The sequence below is a fragment of the Paracoccus sp. 08 genome, from assembly GCF_024105395.1.
GTDB classification, from domain to species: Bacteria; Pseudomonadota; Alphaproteobacteria; order Rhodobacterales; family Rhodobacteraceae; genus Paracoccus; species Paracoccus marcusii.
Genome location: NZ_WEKR01000001.1, coordinates 28,327 through 44,635 on the forward strand (window position 1 = coordinate 28,327; position 16,309 = coordinate 44,635).

The 16,309-nt window shown below is 67.2% G+C and carries 17 protein-coding genes; 6 read left to right on the forward strand and 11 right to left on the reverse strand.

The genetic code is table 11. The features are described from left to right. Positions 1 to 52: 52 nt before the first annotated feature. The 3 genes from GBO37_RS00125 to GBO37_RS00135 form a co-directional block, all read right to left on the reverse strand. Positions 53 to 748: a type 1 glutamine amidotransferase domain-containing protein gene (locus tag GBO37_RS00125; protein ID WP_045981218.1), complete on the reverse strand. Its 696-nt coding sequence runs from the start codon at positions 746 to 748 to the stop codon at positions 53 to 55. 201 nt (positions 749 to 949) lie between these two features. Next, a complete protein-coding gene (locus GBO37_RS00130) occupies positions 950 to 1,855 on the reverse strand; it encodes an EamA family transporter (protein WP_252926400.1) in 906 nt (301 codons plus the stop codon). After that, positions 1,852 to 2,553, reverse strand: a complete 702-nt coding sequence (locus GBO37_RS00135) for an HAD family hydrolase (RefSeq protein WP_252926401.1) — start codon at positions 2,551 to 2,553, stop codon at positions 1,852 to 1,854. The genes GBO37_RS00130 and GBO37_RS00135 overlap by 4 nt, the downstream gene beginning before the upstream one ends. A 64-nt stretch (positions 2,554 to 2,617) precedes the next feature. Here GBO37_RS00135 and GBO37_RS00140 point away from each other — a divergent pair, with 64 nt between their 5' ends. Both GBO37_RS00140 and GBO37_RS00145 read left to right on the forward strand, forming a co-directional pair. Next, positions 2,618 to 2,812 (forward strand): cation transporter, encoded by a 195-nt coding sequence (locus GBO37_RS00140; RefSeq protein WP_127898633.1) that lies wholly within the window; start codon positions 2,618 to 2,620, stop codon positions 2,810 to 2,812. 130 nt (positions 2,813 to 2,942) lie between these two features. Continuing rightward, positions 2,943 to 3,245 (forward strand): hypothetical protein, encoded by a 303-nt coding sequence (locus GBO37_RS00145; RefSeq protein WP_052714596.1) that lies wholly within the window; start codon positions 2,943 to 2,945, stop codon positions 3,243 to 3,245. A gap of 28 nt (positions 3,246 to 3,273) precedes the next feature. On the opposite strand, the gene parA is transcribed toward GBO37_RS00145, so the two are convergent. Beyond that, the gene (gene parA / locus GBO37_RS00150; protein ID WP_127898634.1) at positions 3,274 to 3,906 is read right to left on the reverse strand and encodes a ParA family partition ATPase; all 633 of its coding nucleotides are present in this window, start codon (positions 3,904 to 3,906) and stop codon (positions 3,274 to 3,276) included. 75 nt (positions 3,907 to 3,981) lie between these two features. Continuing rightward, positions 3,982 to 4,302 carry an antibiotic biosynthesis monooxygenase gene (locus GBO37_RS00155; protein WP_252926470.1) on the reverse strand — a complete coding sequence of 107 codons (321 nt, stop codon included), beginning with the start codon at positions 4,300 to 4,302 and terminating at the stop codon, positions 3,982 to 3,984. Positions 4,303 to 4,425: 123 nt separating this feature from the next. Here GBO37_RS00155 and GBO37_RS00160 point away from each other — a divergent pair, with 123 nt between their 5' ends. After that, a complete protein-coding gene (locus tag GBO37_RS00160) occupies positions 4,426 to 5,472 on the forward strand; it encodes a dipeptidase (RefSeq protein ID WP_252926402.1) in 1,047 nt (348 codons plus the stop codon). A gap of 28 nt (positions 5,473 to 5,500) precedes the next feature. On the opposite strand, the gene GBO37_RS00165 is transcribed toward GBO37_RS00160, so the two are convergent. Beyond that, entirely contained in the window at positions 5,501 to 6,709 is a 1,209-nt protein-coding gene (locus tag GBO37_RS00165; RefSeq protein WP_127899373.1) for a helix-turn-helix domain-containing protein, read from the reverse strand. 205 nt (positions 6,710 to 6,914) lie between these two features. Then, the gene (gene hemA / locus GBO37_RS00170; protein ID WP_045999074.1) at positions 6,915 to 8,144 is read right to left on the reverse strand and encodes a 5-aminolevulinate synthase; all 1,230 of its coding nucleotides are present in this window, start codon (positions 8,142 to 8,144) and stop codon (positions 6,915 to 6,917) included. Between the two features lie 163 nt (positions 8,145 to 8,307). Between hemA and GBO37_RS00175 the strand changes: the two genes are divergently transcribed. After that, on the forward strand, positions 8,308 to 9,693 hold the full coding sequence (locus tag GBO37_RS00175) for a M20/M25/M40 family metallo-hydrolase (RefSeq protein WP_252926403.1): 1,386 nt from the start codon (positions 8,308 to 8,310) through the stop codon (positions 9,691 to 9,693). Positions 9,694 to 9,743: 50 nt separating this feature from the next. Here the strand turns inward: GBO37_RS00175 and GBO37_RS00180 are convergent, their stop codons facing one another. Beyond that, on the reverse strand, positions 9,744 to 10,355 hold the full coding sequence (locus tag GBO37_RS00180) for a transglycosylase SLT domain-containing protein (protein ID WP_045981225.1): 612 nt from the start codon (positions 10,353 to 10,355) through the stop codon (positions 9,744 to 9,746). A 277-nt stretch (positions 10,356 to 10,632) separates the two neighbouring features. Here GBO37_RS00180 and gatB point away from each other — a divergent pair, with 277 nt between their 5' ends. Next, on the forward strand, positions 10,633 to 12,144 hold the full coding sequence (gatB, locus tag GBO37_RS00185; protein WP_045999072.1) for an Asp-tRNA(Asn)/Glu-tRNA(Gln) amidotransferase subunit GatB: 1,512 nt from the start codon (positions 10,633 to 10,635) through the stop codon (positions 12,142 to 12,144). Between the two features lie 29 nt (positions 12,145 to 12,173). After that, on the forward strand, positions 12,174 to 12,491 hold the full coding sequence (locus GBO37_RS00190; protein ID WP_252926404.1) for a DUF4177 domain-containing protein: 318 nt from the start codon (positions 12,174 to 12,176) through the stop codon (positions 12,489 to 12,491). Between the two features lie 3 nt (positions 12,492 to 12,494). On the opposite strand, the gene GBO37_RS00195 is transcribed toward GBO37_RS00190, so the two are convergent. The 3 genes from GBO37_RS00195 to alaS are packed head-to-tail and all read right to left on the reverse strand — an operon-like array spanning position 12,495 to position 16,296. Further along, positions 12,495 to 13,289 (reverse strand): class II glutamine amidotransferase, encoded by a 795-nt coding sequence (locus tag GBO37_RS00195; protein ID WP_252926406.1) that lies wholly within the window; start codon positions 13,287 to 13,289, stop codon positions 12,495 to 12,497. A gap of 59 nt (positions 13,290 to 13,348) precedes the next feature. Continuing rightward, positions 13,349 to 13,648, reverse strand: a complete 300-nt coding sequence (locus GBO37_RS00200; protein ID WP_045981229.1) for a DUF1330 domain-containing protein — start codon at positions 13,646 to 13,648, stop codon at positions 13,349 to 13,351. Further along, positions 13,645 to 16,296 carry an alanine--tRNA ligase gene (gene alaS / locus GBO37_RS00205; protein ID WP_252926409.1) on the reverse strand — a complete coding sequence of 884 codons (2,652 nt, stop codon included), beginning with the start codon at positions 16,294 to 16,296 and terminating at the stop codon, positions 13,645 to 13,647. The genes GBO37_RS00200 and alaS overlap by 4 nt, the downstream gene beginning before the upstream one ends. Between the last annotated feature and the right edge of the window lie 13 nt (positions 16,297 to 16,309).

The window sequence follows — 16,309 nt, forward strand, 5'->3', positions numbered from 1 at the left end:
AGTCCCGCAAAGGCCGCGAAAAGAGGGTTTCGCGGCCCTGCGTTATTTGGTGTCAGGGCGCGGTCGGAAGGTCCGCGGCCTTCAGCATCAAGCGCGCGACCTCGGCCGACGAGGCAGGGTTCTGGCCAGTGACCAGGTTGCCATCGGCGACGGCGAAGGGCTGCCAGTCCGGGCCCTTCTGATGATGGCCGCCCTGGGCCTTCAGCTGGTCCTCCAGCATGAACGGGACGACATCGGACAGGCCGACCGCGTCCTCCTCGCTGTTGGTGAACCCAGCCACGCGACGGCCGTGGACCAGCGGATCACCCGAGGCGAGACGCGCCGACAGCAGGCCGGCCGGCCCGTGGCAGACCGCGCCGACGACCGCACCCTTATCGAACGCCCGGCCCAGCAGATCGCCCAAGGCCTTCGAATTGGGCAGGTCCCACATCGTGCCGTGACCGCCCGGCAGGAACACGATGTCGCAACCGGACACCTCAACGTCCTCGACCTTGGTGGTGTTTTCCAGCTTGTTCATGACCGCCTCGTCGGCCAGCAGGCGGCGGACCTCGTCGGTCATCGCGTCGCCCTCGGCCGAGGAAGGGTCCGCCGGGGGCTTGCCGCCCTTGATGCTGGCCAGCTCGATCTGCCAGCCCGCGTCCGACAGGATCCAATAGGGGGCGGCCAGCTCCTCCCAATAGAAACCCGTGGGTTTGCCGGTGTCGCCAAGCGTGTCGTGCGAGGTCAGGATGAACAGGGCCTTGGGCATGGTAAACCTCCTTGAGGGATGCAAAAATCGCCACGATGCCGGGATGGCGCCATGGCGTTCGGCATGTCAATGTTCCCCGACGCGTCCGAGTTCCCGGTCGCGATGTCGCACCGGTGCGACCATCTGGGTCGCGCGGCCGCCAAGGCCCCTCGATGGGGCCGCAGGCGGCCTCGTGCGCCCAAGCCACGCGCAGGCAGGATCTCAGCCGGGACCGGGTCGCACCAGGCTGTCGACGGGGCGCCTGCGCCGCAGCCCCGCCTCGCGCCACATCGCATAGCCCCCCGCCAGCGCGATCAACGCCGCCCCCGCCAAGGTAGCCGCATCGGGCCGCTCGCCAAAGATCACCGCCGCCACGACCAGCGCAAAAGCCAGCCGCGTGTATCGGAACGGCGCGACGACCGACGCCTCGCCCAGACGCGAGGCCGCCACCAGCGTCGCATAGCCCACGACGCCGAACACCACCGTCCCCGCCAGCAAGACGACCTCGATCGGGCCAGGCATCACCGGCGCGGGCCCGGCCAGCAAGCCCAGCACCACCCCCGCCGGAATCATCGCGCCATAGGCCGAGGCCGACAGTTGATCCGACGCCACCCCCGGCGGAATGCGCCGCGTAGCCAGATCGCGCAGCGTCAGCCCCGCGACGCCCGCCACCGCCCACAGCATTGCGGGCTGGAACGCCGCCGTCCCCGGCCGCAGGATCAGCAGCACCCCCGCGAACCCGACCGCCACCGACAGCCAACGGCGCCAGCCGAACTTTTCGCCCAGAAACAGCGCCGCGCCCAGCACCAGCGTCAGCGGCAGCACCTGCAGGATCGCAGAGGTCACCGCCAGATCACCCACCGCCAGCGCCGTCACCAGGCAGACGGCCCCCACGATCTCTCCGGCATTGCGCAACAGCGCAATGGGATGGATCAGGTCACCCGTCCAAAGACGCCCTCCACGCCGCGCCAGACGCATCCAGAAGACCGCACCCGCGACCACCCCCACCATCGCCAGCAACTGCCACACCGGCATCGTCCGGGTCAGCACCTTGAGAAACGCATCCTCGACCGCGAACATCGCCATCGATGCCGACATGAACAGCGCGGCACGCCCGTTGTCGGTCACGCCGCACCTTCCAGGTCGGCGATCAGCGCGGGCAGTCCGCCCATGTCGGACAGCTGATGCAGGCGCGGATGATCGGGTGCCTCGGCATGTTCATGGCTCCAGGTCAGGTCATGCGGGATGAAGACGCCCGTCCCACCCAGATCCAGCACCGGGATCACGTCACTGCGCATCGAATTGCCCGCCATCAGGAACCGCGACGGCTCCACCCCCTGCCCCATCAGGACCCGGGCATAGGCCTCGGGCGTCTTGTCGGCCAGGATCTGCACCGCCGCGAATCGCTCGGCCAGGCCAGAGGCTGCGATCTTGCGCTCCTGATCCATCAGGTCGCCCTTGGTGATCAGGATCAGCTGCCGTCCCTCCAGCGCGTCCAGGGCTTGTTCCACCCCCGGCAGAAGGGTCACGGGATGGGCCAGCATCTCGGCGCCCAGGTCCAGGATGCGGGCGATCTGGCGGCCCTCGATGCGTCCGTCGGTCAGCTCGATCGCGGTCTGGACCATCGACAGCATGAAGCCCTTGATGCCGTAACCGTAGCGCGCAAGGTTCGCGCTTTCCGTGTCGTACAGCCGCGCCGCGATGGTCTCGGCGTCGCCGTGGTCCGACAGCAGCGCGCAGAACTCGGCCTCAGTGACGCGAAAGAACGTCTCGTTCTCCCACAGCGTGTCGTCGGCATCCAGCCCGATGGCGTCAAACAGGGTCATGTCGTCCTCTTGCGGGCGGCGCCGCGCTGTTTCAGGATCGAACGACCCAGCACAGGAGCGCCCGATGATCTATTCCGTCCCCGACATGAGCTGCGACCACTGCAAGGCCGCGATCGAGGCCGCCGTCGCCGGGGCTGGCGGCCGCGCAACCGTCGATCTGCCCGAAAAGCGCGTCACCGTCGAGGGGCTGGATCCCGCCACCGCGCAATCCGCCCTGACCGCCGCGGGCTTCACCCCCCGCCCGCTGCCTGCCACATGACCCCGATCACCGGGTTCGCCGCGATTGAGCGGCGGGCCGCTTGATGCTAGGATCGCCCGATCGGCCTATGCGGGCAAGAACCGGACCAACCGGCGCGCGGCCGTCCGAGGCATTTCGAGGAGACAGTCCCATGCTGAACCGTTTCGTGATCGCGGCCGCCGCGATCGTCATGACGACCCCCCTGGCCATGGCCGGACCCATCGACAGCGCCTGCGTCCGGTCGGACCGCGCGCGCGGCAACGCACCGCTGTGCGGCTGCATCCAGCAGGTCGCGAACCAGACCCTGTCCCGGTCGGACCAGCGCCAGGCGGCGCAGTTCTTCCGCGAGCCGCATCGCGCCCAAGAGGTCCGCACGTCAAAGCGTGATGCGGACAACGCCTTCTGGGCCCGCTACCGCAATTTTGCGGCGCAATCCGAACGGCTGTGCCGCTGATCTGATCGAACCGGCTGGCCTGGTCGGGTCAGCCGATGCGGGCCAGGATCTCATCCGTCAGCGCGGCCATCTCGGCCATTGCGGGACCTTTGGGGCGTTCGATCGCCCCCAAACCCAGTCCCAGGGTCTCGGCATAGACGACGCGGTTCGCGACCTGCGTGTCGGCCACCTGCGCGCCCAGCTCGGCCGCCTTCTGCGCCACCTCGACCGACAGGCGCGTGTTGGGGCGTGTGCGGTTCAGGACCACCAGCACATCCGCCTTGTCGCGCCGCGCCAGATCCAAGACCCCCTCGGTCGCCCACAGGTCGACATGGCTGGTGGCCACCGGCACCACCACCAGATCCGCCACACGCAGCGCCGGGCGCAGGTCGCTGTCGATCTTGGGCGGCGTGTCGATGATGACGTAATCGAACCGACGCTTCAGCTTCTCCGATTCGTAGCTGGCCCCCCAGGCCGACGAGGTCGAGAAATCCATTGCCTCGTCCTCTCCCACGGCGGACATGCGTTCCATGAACCAGCGGCCCAGGCTGCCCTGCGGATCGGTGTCGATCAGGGCGACGGAATGACCCCGCGCATGCAGGCTGACCGCCAGATTGACGGCCAGCGTCGTCTTGCCCGATCCGCCCTTTTGTTGAGCCACCGTGATGATCCGACCTGACATTGCGACAATCCCCCGCGTTTGGCCCAGCCTAGGGTCCAACGCGGCCGATTGCACCAAGTTTCTGCATGTGCAGCATCAGGGATGCACGGACTGAACCTCGTACATCACGGGCTCGAACGACTTGCACATTCCGTGGATCTCGCGGTTCCGGCGACGCATCTCGGGGTCGCGCAGCATCGTTTGGTAATCGCGGCGGTCGCGCCACTGCGAATAGGTGGCGATGCGGGTCTGCGCGTCGTTCAGATGGATCGCCCCGCCCAGGCAGCCGGGCTGTCTGCTGATGACCTGCGCCCAAGCCTCGGTCAGCAGGTCCAACACGTCATGCGCGGTACCAGGGGTCACCTCGAAGGTGGTGATGACGGTCTGGCCGTCGAAATCGGGCGTGATGCGGGGCATGGGCTGGCCTTTCATGGGCATGGTCCTGCCACCAGCGTAACCCCCAAGCCCGTTCGCGCAAAGCGCCATTGCAGGGCGCTGCACGATGTGCATCCTGCCGGGACGAAACAGCAAGGACCAGCCATGACCCCGGTATTCGACGGCCACAACGATTTCCTGCAGCGCGTCGTGGCGGCGGGTGCGGATGCCGATCAGCTTTGGCTGCATGGCGACGGCACCGGCCATCTGGACCTGCCCCGGATGCAGGCCGGCGGCATGGTCGGCGGTTTCTTCGCGATCTGGATACCGACACCGGCAGGGCTGGGCGACGACCATGCGATGGACGCGATGGAGAACCCGCCCTTCGAGCTGCCCCTGCCCGCCCAGATCGCGTCCGACGTGGCCCTGCCCCAGGCTTTCGCACAGGCGGCGGCGTTGCTGGCGCTGGAGCGGACCGGCACCCTGGACATCGTGCGCGACGCCGCAGGGTTGCGCGCAACCATCGCGGCCGGGAGGATCGCCGCGATCATGCACATGGAGGGTGCCGAGGCGATCCGCGACCGCGATGCGCTGCACCTGTGGCACGCGGCGGGGCTGCGCTCGCTTGGACCGGTCTGGTCGCGACCCACCCAGTTCGGCGAGGGCGTGCCCTTTGCCTTTCCCGCCAGCCCCGACATGGGCGGCCCGCTGACCCCCGAAGGTCATGCCCTGGTCTCGGATTGCAACGCGCTTGGCATCATGCTGGACCTGTCGCACCTGAACCAGGCCGGTTTCGACGACGTGGCCCGGCTGTCGGACGCGCCCCTCGTCGCCAGCCACAGCGCCGTGCATGTCCTCAGCGAAAGCAGCCGCAACCTGACCGACCGGCAGCTGCGCCAGATCGCGGACAGCAAGGGCTTGGTCGGACTGAACTTCGCCTCCAGCTTCCTGCGGCCTGACGGGCGGCGCCAGCCGTTGGAGGACCTGGGCATGATGATCCGGCATCTGGATCACCTGCTGGAGCTCCTGGGGGAAGATGGCGTGGCCCTGGGGTCCGATTTCGACGGCGCGCTGATGCCACGTGATCTGCCCGACGCATCGGCGCTGCCCGTGCTGATCAAGGCGATGGACGATGCCGGTTACGGCCCCGACCTGATCCGCAAGATCGCCTGCGACAACTGGATCGGCCTGCTGGAACGCACCTGGCGCTAGGTGGGCCGGGGTTCCGGCCCTGCGGCTCTCACTCGGTTTCGGTCTGGCCGGGCGTCGCGACCTGCGCCACCGCGATCATCTGCGCCAGTTCCGGGTCGGCCGCGGGATCGGCCAGGGCATAACGCTCGGTCAGGCTGGCGGGGGACAGTTCCACCCCGCTGATGACCTGCGCGCCGGGCGCCGCCGGCCCATAGGTCTGGCCGCTGACCGCGAAATAGACCGCGCCCGAATTTCCGGTCCGCAGCACGGGCGGCTGTTCCAGCGGCGGCAGCGCAAAGCGTTCGCCCGCATCCATGATCTTTTCCAGCAGCACCGTGCCGTCCGCCGATGTCACGCGCACCCAGGCCGGACGCGCCGCCATCAGCTCCAACGGGGGCGCATCCGGGGCCAGCGTGCGCACGACGCTTTCCACGGCGGCGGGCTGGGCGGTCTGCAAGGCGCCGATGGCGCCGGGCGTTCCGGTCGGCACCTGCGCCACGCCGGCCTGCTGGGCCAGTGCGTTCTGGGGAAGCGGCACCTGCGCGACCTGTCCCGCCGAGGCGATCACATCCTCGACCGTGGCGGAACTGTCCAGCAGACCGGGATCGATAGCCGCGATCGGCCCGTCGCGCGCGGTCAGGACCGGTGCCTCGAGGATCTGCGGACGGTACAGGCGATCCAGCGCCTCGGGCTGGGGCAGGCTCAGCGCGATGTCGCTGCCCTGTCCGCCGTCGATGGCAGGGTCCGACAGCCCCGCGCCCTGTGTCGGGTCCAGTTCGGCGACCACCGTGGGCAGATCATCGCCCGGGGTCAGCGTGACGCGCTGAACCTCCTGCAGGACGGCCCATCCGCCATAGCCCAACCCGCCGATCAGCGCCATCAGCACGAAGATCGCGCCGATCGCCCGCGGCTCGACCTCGGACAAGAATCCGCGTTCCTGAGGGATGAACAAGGCGCGGGGATTGGCCAGCGCTTCGGCAGGGTCGGACGGACGGCGGCCCGGCTTGGGCCCGGCAGCGGCAGGAGCCATGCCATGCGTCGGCTGAAAGCCAGATTCCTGACAGAACCGCCGAAAGACCCAGTCGGGGTCCATGCCCAGATAACGCGCATAGGAGCGCACATAGCCCGAGATGAAGCTGGGCGCGTCAAAGGCCGAGACGTCGCAGTTCTCGATCGCGGCAACATAGGAGGCACGGATGCGCAATTCGCGCTGGACGTCCAGAAGGGACTTGCCCAACGTCGCCCGCTCTCCGCGCATCAGATCGCCCAACCGCGTGTCATCGTCCAGGAACACTGCCGTATCCCCGACTTGCACGAAATCTTCTGCCGGGTCAGGTGCCCGCAGCCTGCTCATCGCCTATGCCTCATCCGCTTGTTATAGGCTGCCTCCGAATCGAAGGCTACCAAAGCTTCTTTAGCCAAAGGTTATCACGCAGGCGAGAGCAGTTCACCCGTGGATTGCATTACGCGCTCAATTCCGCGCGATTCAGGGCACAATGCGACCACAGTGCATCCATCGCCCGGACCAGGTGATCGATCTGCTTCGGATCGTGCACCGGCGACGGGGTAAAACGCAGCCGCTCGGTCCCGCGGGGGACCGTGGGGAAGTTGATCGGCTGCACGTAGATGCCGTAATCGCGCAGCAGCATGTCGGACAGCGCCTTGCAATGCACGGGATGACCGACATGGACGGGCACGATATGGCTGCCGTGATCGATGATCGGCATGCCGAGCGATTTCAGGCGCATCTTCAGGATGCGGGCATGCAGCTGCTGCGCATCGCGCAGCTTCTGTCCCTCGGCCGTCTTCAGCAGCGCGATGGACGCCGCGGCGCCCGCTGCAACCGCCGGTGGCAGAGACGTGGTGAAGATGAACCCCGGCGCATAGGACCGGATCGCGTCGCACATCTTGTCGCTGGCCGCGATATAGCCGCCGAACACGCCGAACGCCTTGCCCAGGGTGCCGTTGATGATGTCGATGCGATCCGACAGCCCGTCGCGTTCCGCGACGCCGCCGCCCCGCTTGCCGTACATACCCACGGCATGGACCTCGTCCAGATAGGTCAGCGCGCCGAATTCGTCGGCCAGATCGCAGAACCCCTCGATCGGGCCGAAATCGCCGTCCATCGAATAGATGGATTCGAAGGCGATCAGCTTGGGCGCGTCCGGGTCGTCCGCGGCCAGCAGCTCGCGCAGATGCGCCAGATCGTTGTGCCGGAAGATGCGCTTGGCGCCGCCATTGCGCTTGATCCCCTCGATCATGGACGCGTGGTTCAGCTCGTCCGAATAGATGATCAGGCCGGGAAACAGCTTGGGCAGCGTCGACAGCGTCGCGTCATTCGCAATGTAGGCGCTGGAGAAGACCAGGGCCGCCTGCTTGTCGTGCAGGTCCGCCAGCTCGGATTCCAGGCGCTTGTGATAGACCGTGGTACCGCTGATGTTGCGCGTGCCGCCGGACCCCGCGCCGGTGGCGTCCAGCGCCTCGTGCATCGCGGCCAAGACGGTCGGGTGCTGACCCATGCCCAAATAGTCGTTTCCGCACCACACGGTGATTTCCTGACGTTCGCCGTCGGGGCGATTCCAGACCGCCTGCGGGAACCGGCCCTGCGCACGTTCGATGTCGATGAAGGTGCGATAGCGCCCTTCCTCGTGCAGACGTGCAAGGGCCTTGTCCAAGGCGACATCATATTTCATGGCGGGCGATCCCTTGCATAGCTGGCTGGGTGCGATCATTCTCCGACCGCGCGCTTTCTGCCTTGATAGAGGTCAAGGCGCGAAAAAAACAGGCCGAAAACGTCGCAATTCGACGAAAGGCGCAGGCAGAAACCTGAAATCGACACCGCAAGAGGTAGGAATCATGGGCGAACACGCAAGGCTGCAGGACATCCTGACGCATCTGGACCAGGGGTTGGAGGATGCGCTGGCACGGCTGATGCGTTTTCTGGAGATCCCGTCCATCTCGACCGATCCGGCGCATGCGGGCGATGTGCGGACCGCCGCCGAATGGCTGGCACAGGAACTGCGCGACCTGGGCTTCGATACCCAGGTCCACGACACGCCCGGCCATCCGATGATCACCGCCCGCAGCCCCCGTGGCGATGCGCGCCCGCTGCTGTTCTATGGCCATTACGACGTGCAGCCGGTGGATCCGCTGTCCCTGTGGGGCCGCCCGCCATTCGAACCGGCGATCGAGGATACGCCCCAGGGACGGGTGATCCGCGCCCGCGGCGCGTCCGACGACAAGGGCCAGCTGATGACCTTCGTCGAGGCGTTCCGGGCCTGGAAGGCCGTGCATGGCGCCCTGCCCACCGACCTGATCCTGCTGTTCGAGGGCGAGGAGGAGTCCGGCTCTCCGTCGCTACGGCCGTTCCTGATCGAACATGCCGACAGCCTGCGCGCCGATCTGGCGATGATCTGCGACACGGCGCGCTATGCCGACGGGCGGCCCGCCATCACCACGCAACTGCGCGGGCTGGTGGGACAGGAGGTCGTGATCCATGCCGCCGATCGCGACCTGCATTCAGGCAGCTTCGGTGGGCTGGCGGCGAACCCGATCATGATCCTGGCGCAGGCGCTGGCGGCGCTGAAGGATGACACGGGTCGCGTCACCCTGCCCGGCTTCTATGACGGCGTGGCGGATCTTTCGCCGGAGTTGGCGCGCGACTGGCAGGCGCTGAATTTCGACGCCGCCGACTATCTGTCGCGCGTGGGACTGTCCCAGCCCATCGGCGAACGGGGCCGCACCGCGTTAGAGATGGTCTGGAACCAGCCCACGGCCGAGATCAACGGCATCGCCGGCGGCTATGCCGGGGCGGGGTTCAAGACCGTTCTGCCGGCGACGGCGCGGGCCAAGGTCAGCTTCCGCCTGACGGGCACCCAGGACCCGCAGGCGGTGCGCCAGGCGTTCCAGGATCATGTCCGCCGCTTCGTTCCCGCCGATTGCCGGGTGGAATTCCACGACCACGGCGCCGGGCCCGCCAGCGTCATGGACATCAGCGATCCGGCGTTCGGCCAGGCCAAGGATGCGCTGACGCAGGAATGGGGCGAGGAGGCCGCCTATATCGGCGGCGGCGGGTCGATCCCCATCGCGGGCGATTTCAAGGAGCTGCTGGGCATGGATTCGATGCTGGTGGGATTTGCCCGCGACGACGACCGCATCCATTCACCGAACGAAAAGTACGACGTGGAAAGCTTTGCCAAGGGTGCGCGGTCCTGGGCGCGCATCCTGTCGGCCCTGCGCTGACATGAAAAAGGGGGCCCGATCCGGCCCCCTTTCCCCAACTTGATCCGGTCTCAGCCCTGCGCGCTGCAATAGCTTTGGCTGGAGGTCCAGGCGGCGATGTCCGCGCGCTTCTTGCTGCTGCGCATCGGCGCCCAGTCCCGCGCGACGCCGCGCCAGCCGTTGTCGTCGCGGGCGACGGCGTTGTCGCGTCCCACCTGCTGTGCGGCGATCTTGACCGCGCAGGCCATGTTGTCGGCGCCGTTGCGGATGTTGCCGGTGCAGTCATAGTTGCGCCAGGTCGCCGGCGCGATCTGCATCAGGCCGATCCATTTGCCACCGCCGCCGGCGGCCTGCGGATTGAAGGTGCTTTCATGCCGCGCGACGGCCGACAGCAGCCCCGCCCAGAACGCCTTGCGGCCGGTGGGGGCAAGCTGGCGATAGTTGGGGCAGAATTCCGCGATGTCATGAGGGACGCTGGACAGCATCGTCACGCCTTCACGGTCAAGCGCCTCCATCGTGGCGCGGGTCCATTCGTCAGAGCCGTTGCGCTCTCCCCACCGCATCGGGGGCACCTGGGCCAAGGCCATCTCCTGTGCCTCGACCTGGGCGTCGGTCGGACCCGACGGGGTCGTGGAACAGGCGGCCACCAGGGCTAGGGCGGCAAGGGAAAGCGCGGCGCGCATGGTTACCTCAAAGGGTGGTTTCGTCGTCCTCTGCCATAGCGTGTGTCGAATATCCTGCAAGAAGAAGGATTTGCCTCGGCGGGAACCTGCCGCGACGCGAAAGGCAGATGGTCGGAAATCCGCCGACGGCCTTGGCCGAACGCCGCCGTTCATTCGAATTTTACGCATTGCACGGCGCCCATGATGATTCGCGCGGCAGTGGCGGGCGGGGCCGTGACAATGCCGCAGCCTTGCCCTAAAACCGCCGCCAGACCGTTTGCCGCCAAAGAGGCCCGCCATGCTTGACCTGACCTTCACCGCCCCGCAGCCGAAAGTGATCCAAGGCGCGCAAGGCGATTGGGAGCTGGTGATCGGGCTGGAGGTTCACGCCCAGGTCGCATCGAACGCCAAGCTGTTTTCCGGCGCCTCGACCCGTTTCGGGTCCGAGCCCAACAGCAACGTGGCCTTCGTCGATGCGGCCATGCCGGGCATGCTGCCGGTCATCAACGAATTCTGCGTGGCGCAGGCGGTCCGCACCGGCCTTGGCCTGAAGGCCCAGATCAACCTGCGCAGCGCGTTCGACCGAAAGAACTATTTCTATCCCGACCTGCCGCAAGGCTATCAGATCAGCCAGCTGTACCACCCCATCGTGGGCGAGGGAGAGATCATCGTCGACATGGCCCCCGGCGTCGCCCGCCGCGTCCGCGTCGAGCGCATCCACCTGGAACAGGACGCGGGCAAGTCGATCCACGACATGGACCCGACCATGTCCTTCGTCGATTTGAACCGCACCGGCGTCGCCCTGATGGAGATCGTCAGCCGCCCCGACATCCGCGGCCCCGAGGAGGCCGCCGCCTATGTCGTCAAGCTGCGCCAGATCCTGCGCTATCTGGGCACCTGCGACGGCAACATGCAGAACGGCAACCTGCGCGCCGACGTCAACGTCAGCGTCTGCAAGCCCGGCGATTACGAACGGTTTCAGGAGACCGGCGATTTCGGCCATCTGGGCACGCGCTGCGAGATCAAGAACATGAACTCGATGCGCTTCATCCAGGCGGCCATCGACTATGAGGCCCGGCGCCAGATCGCGATCCTGGAGGATGGCGGAAAGATCGTACAGGAGACGCGCCTTTATGATCCCGACAAGGGAGAGACGCGGTCGATGCGGTCGAAGGAGGAGGCGCATGATTACCGCTACTTCCCCGACCCCGACCTGCTGCCGCTGGAGATCGAGCAGGCCTGGGTGGACGACATCGCGGCATCCATGCCCGAATTGCCCGATGAGAAGAAGGCCCGCTTCGTGCAGGGCATGGGCCTGTCGGAATACGATGCGGGCGTGCTGACTGCAGAAGTCGAGAACGCCGATTACTTCGAGGCCGTGGCATCGGGCCGCGACGGCAAGATGGCCGCGAACTGGGTCATCAACGAACTGTTCGGCCGCCTGAACAAGGAAGGTCTGACCATCGCGACCTCTCCGGTGTCCGCCGCGCAGTTGGGCGGCGTGATCGACCTGATCGCATCGGACGCGATTTCCGGCAAGATCGCCAAGGACCTGTTCGAGATCCTGTGGACCGAAGGCGGCGACCCCGCCCGGATCGTCGAGGAACGCGGCATGAAGCAGGTCACCGACCTTGGCGCGATCGAGGCCGCGGTCGATCAGATCATTGCCGACAACCCCGCCCAGGTCGAAAAGGCGCGCGCCAACCCCAAGCTGGCGGGCTGGTTCGTGGGCCAGGTGCTGAAGGCCACCGGCGGCAAGGCGAACCCCGCCGCCGTCAACGACATGGTCGCCCGGAAACTGGCTCTGTGACCCTTACCCCCTCGCGACAGGACGCCGACATGCGCTTTGAATATTCCGTCATCCCCGCGCCGACCAAGACGGAGAAGGCCCGCGAGGCAAAGACGCCGACCGACCGGTATGCCCTGTCGCTGACGGCAGAGCTGAACCGCATGTCGGCCGAGGGCTGGGAATACGTGCGCGCCGATGTCCTGCCAAGCGAGGAGCGCAGCGGCCTGACCGGGCGCACCACGGTCTATCATAATGTGCTGGTGTTCCGCCGCCCGCACAGCGTCGATCCTGAACTGCGCCGCCTGCCCCAGCCCGAGGCACCCGAGGCCGCGCCCGCGGCCCCCGATGCGATGACCGACCGCCCGTGAGGGTCAGGCAGCCGCGCTGAGCGGTTCGGGGCAGAACGGCACGACCTCGACCCGGCCACGCTCGAACGTGCAGAAGCTGCCGGGGGGAACCTCGGTCCAGTCCGCCTCGTCACTCTCCAGCGGTTCGGACACGACGGCCCAACCCTGACGGCTTTCCGACCACCGATGGTACAGCGACGGCGCCTGGTCGTCGCTGCTGTAGCGCAGGACGTACAGCCGCTCTCCGTCCGACAGGGCGCAGGCGGCGCGGACATGCGGTGCGCATCCGCGCTGACGCGCCAATGTGCCCAACAGCCCAAGCGCCCGTTCCATCGCAACCTTGGGGTTCTGGTCCAGCCCGCATCCCAGGGCGACCAGGAACAGCGCCTCGCTGTCGGTCGCGCCCTTGCGGTGGGGATAGTATTCGTCCGGGATCAGCACGTCGGCATGACGTCGGAAGGCGTCATAGCCGCCGAACTGGCCATTATGCATGAAGCTCCATCGACCGACGGCAAAGGGATGACAGTTGTTGCGGCTGGTCGCCGTCCCCGTCGACGCCCGCACATGCGCCATGAACAGGCCGGACCGCACCTGCGCCACAAGGCTGCGCAGGTTCGGGTCGGACCAGGCCGGCATGACATCGCGGTACAGCCCCGGTTCGGGACGTTCGCCGTACCACGCGATGCCGAAACCGTCGGCATTCACCGGCGTATGGCACCGCATTGCACCCTGGCTTTGCCGGATCAGCGAATGCGCTGGCCGGCTGACGATATCCTCCAGAAAGATCGGTGCGCCCAGATAGGCGGCCCAACGACACATGCCCTGCCCCTTCACGTCTCTTTTGTGACAGGACTAGCACGAAAGTCTGAAGGTTTCACCTATTCCGTAGGGGGTGCGGCCTCTTCCACGATGACAAGATCGCGTTCGCTGGCCCCTTTGGCATGCGCAAGCGCCGCCTGGTACTCGGTGCTGTGATAACAGGCAACGGCCGCATCAAGTGACGGGAACCGCGCGACCACGTGGCGGGCGCGGTCCGCCCCCTCCAGCACGTGATAGCGGCCGGCGCGGGCCAGGAACACACCGCCATGGGCGGCGATCGCAGGGCCCGCCGCCTTGGCATAAAGGCCATAGGCGTCCGGGTCCGTAACGGTCACATGGGCAATCCAAAGCGCTGTCATTTGCTGTCCTCGATGATCTTGCGGGCGTCCTGGAACGCCGTTTCCGCGGCCGCCAGAGAGGGCGCGCCACCCTGTGCCCGGTCGGGGCGGCCGCCACCGCCCTTGCCGCCCAGTGCAGCCGTCGCAGCCTGCACCAGCGCCACGGCACTGATGCGACCGGTCAGATCGGGCGTGACGCCCGCGGCCACGGTGGCCTTGCCGCCATCCTCGGCCAGCACCAGAACGGCGCCGCTGCCCAGGGATGCCTTCATCTCGTCGACCAGCGCACCCAGTTCCTTGCCGCCCACGCCCTCGACCTTGCGGGCGATGAACTTGACGCCCGCGATCTCCTCGGCCTCGTCACCGCCGCCCATCGCCAGCTGCCGCTTCAGTTGCGCGACCTCGTTGGCCAGCGCCTTGCGTTCGTCGGCCAGCGCGCGGACGCGGGTCACCACCTCGGCGGACTGCGCCTTGAGGATGCCCGCGATCTCGGCCAGGCGGCTGTCCGCATCGCGCAGATGCGCCAGCGCCGCCTGTCCGGTCAGCGCCTCGATCCGCCGGACACCCGCGCTGGAGGCTGCGTCGCCCAACAGCACGAACGCCCCGATATCGCCGGTCCGCGCGACATGCGTGCCGCCGCACAGCTCCAGCGAATAGGTCGCCCCATCGGCGCCCTTGCCGCTGCCGGGCTGCGCGCCCATCGACACGACGCGAACCTCGTCGCCGTATTTCTCGCCGAACAGGGCCTGCGCCCCCAGGGCGCGTGCATCGTCAGGCGTCATGATCCGGGTCTCGACCGGGCTGTTCTGGCGCACATAGCCGTTCACCTCGGCCTCGATCGCCGCAAGCTGCTCGGCCGTGACCGCATGGTTGTGGCTGAAGTCGAACCGCAGCCGGTCCGGCGCGTTCAGGCTGCCCCGCTGCGCGACGTGATCGCCAAGGGCCCCGCGCAGCGCCTCGTGCAGCAGGTGCGTCGCCGAGTGGTTCGCGCGGATCGCCGACCGGCGGTCGTGATCGACCGACAGCTGCGCCCCCTGGCCCCGGCTGATGGTGCCCATCGTGACCTCGGCCTGATGGATAAAGACGCCGGCGACCTTCTTGGTGTCGGTGACGCGCGCCGCGCCCGTCTCGGTGCGGATCAGGCCGTGATCGCCGACCTGCCCGCCGCTTTCGGCATAGAAGGGCGACTGGTTCACCACGATGGCGACCTTGGCCCCCTCGCCCGCCTCGACCGCGTCGGCGCCGTCGATCACCAGCGCGGTGATCTGGCCCTCGGCCTCCTCGGTGTCATAGCCCAGGAACTCGGTGACGCCGTGCTTTTCGGCCAGCTCGAACCAGATGGTCGCATCCGCGGCCTCTCCGGAACCCGACCATGCGGCACGGGCCATGCGCTTCTGCTCCGCCATCGCCGCGTCGAACCCTTCGGTCTGCACCGCGCGGCCCTTTTCGCGCAGTGCGTCCTGAGTCAGGTCCAGCGGAAATCCGAACGTGTCGTACAGCTTGAACGCGGCCTCGCCCGGCAGGTCGGCCCCTTCGGGCAGGCGCGCCAGTTCGTCGTCCAGCAGGCGCAGACCCCGGTCCAGCGTCTGGCGGAACCGCGTTTCCTCGGACCGCAGGGTCTCCTCGATCATCGCCTGCGCGCGTGTCAGCTCCGGATAGGCCGCGCCCATCTGGCGCACCAATGCGGGCACCAGCTTGTGCATGACCGGGTCCTGCGCGCCCAGCATGTGCGCATGGCGCATCGCGCGGCGCATGATCCGGCGCAGCACGTAACCGCGGCCCTCGTTCGAGGGCATCACCCCGTCCGCGATCAGGAAGCTGGTCGACCGCAGGTGATCCGCGATCACCCGGTGATGCACCTTGCCCGGCCCGTCGGGATCTGCGCTGGTCGCATGGGCCGAGGCCTCGATCAGCGACCGCATCAGGTCGGTGTCATAGTTGTCGTGCTTTCCCTGCAGCAGCGCACCGATCCGCTCCAGCCCCATACCGGTGTCGATGGACTGCATGTCCAACGCCCGCATCGAGCCGTCCTCGAACTGCTCGTTCTGCATGAAGACCAGGTTCCAGATCTCGATGAAGCGGTCGCCATCCTCGTCCGGGCTGCCCGGAGGGCCGCCCGGGATTTTGTCGCCATGATCGAAGAAGATCTCGGTGCAGGGGCCACAGGGACCGGTCGGGCCCATCTGCCAGAAATTGTCCGATGTCGGGATGCGGATGATGCGGTCGTCGGACAGGCCCGCGACCTTCTTCCAGATCTGCACGGCCTCATCGTCGGTGTGATAGACCGTGACCAGAAGGCGATCCTTGGGGATCGCGAAATCGCGGGTCAGCAACTCCCAGGCATGCGCGATCGCTTGGTCCTTGAAATAGTCGCCGAAGCTGAAATTGCCCAGCATCTCGAAGAACGTGTGGTGCCGCGCCGTATAGCCCACATTGTCCAGGTCGTTGTGCTTGCCGCCGGCGCGAACGCATTTCTGCGCGCTGGTGGCGCGGTTGTAGTCGCGCGTCTCGACCCCGGTGAACAGGTTCTTGAACTGCACCATGCCGGAGTTGGCGAACATCAGCGTGGGGTCGTTGCGCGGGACCAGCGGGCTGCTGTCCACGACCTGGTGGCCGTTCCTTTCGAAATAGCCAAGGAAAGTCGAGCGGATGTCATTCAGACTGGGCATGGCGGGCCTTCAT

Bases quoted from the DNA above. Each gene is read 5' to 3' on its own strand.
- GBO37_RS00125 (WP_045981218.1), bottom strand. From the start codon at position 748: ATGCCCAAGGCCCTGTTCATCCTGACCTCGCACGACACGCTTGGCGAC.
- GBO37_RS00135 (WP_252926401.1), bottom strand. From the start codon at position 2,553: ATGACCCTGTTTGACGCCATCGGGCTGGATGCCGACGACACGCTGTGG.
- GBO37_RS00140 (WP_127898633.1), top strand. From the start codon at position 2,618: ATGATCTATTCCGTCCCCGACATGAGCTGCGACCACTGCAAGGCCGCG.
- GBO37_RS00145 (WP_052714596.1), top strand. From the start codon at position 2,943: ATGCTGAACCGTTTCGTGATCGCGGCCGCCGCGATCGTCATGACGACC.
- parA (WP_127898634.1), bottom strand. From the start codon at position 3,906: ATGTCAGGTCGGATCATCACGGTGGCTCAACAAAAGGGCGGATCGGGC.
- GBO37_RS00155 (WP_252926470.1), bottom strand. From the start codon at position 4,302: ATGCCCCGCATCACGCCCGATTTCGACGGCCAGACCGTCATCACCACC.
- GBO37_RS00160 (WP_252926402.1), top strand. From the start codon at position 4,426: ATGACCCCGGTATTCGACGGCCACAACGATTTCCTGCAGCGCGTCGTG.
- GBO37_RS00165 (WP_127899373.1), bottom strand. From the start codon at position 6,709: ATGCGCGGAGAGCGGGCGACGTTGGGCAAGTCCCTTCTGGACGTCCAG.
- hemA (WP_045999074.1), bottom strand. From the start codon at position 8,144: ATGAAATATGATGTCGCCTTGGACAAGGCCCTTGCACGTCTGCACGAG.
- GBO37_RS00175 (WP_252926403.1), top strand. From the start codon at position 8,308: ATGGGCGAACACGCAAGGCTGCAGGACATCCTGACGCATCTGGACCAG.
- GBO37_RS00180 (WP_045981225.1), bottom strand. From the start codon at position 10,355: ATGCGCGCCGCGCTTTCCCTTGCCGCCCTAGCCCTGGTGGCCGCCTGT.
- gatB (WP_045999072.1), top strand. From the start codon at position 10,633: ATGCTTGACCTGACCTTCACCGCCCCGCAGCCGAAAGTGATCCAAGGC.
- GBO37_RS00190 (WP_252926404.1), top strand. From the start codon at position 12,174: ATGCGCTTTGAATATTCCGTCATCCCCGCGCCGACCAAGACGGAGAAG.
- GBO37_RS00195 (WP_252926406.1), bottom strand. From the start codon at position 13,289: ATGTGTCGTTGGGCCGCCTATCTGGGCGCACCGATCTTTCTGGAGGAT.
- GBO37_RS00200 (WP_045981229.1), bottom strand. From the start codon at position 13,648: ATGACAGCGCTTTGGATTGCCCATGTGACCGTTACGGACCCGGACGCC.
- alaS (WP_252926409.1), bottom strand. From the start codon at position 16,296: ATGCCCAGTCTGAATGACATCCGCTCGACTTTCCTTGGCTATTTCGAA.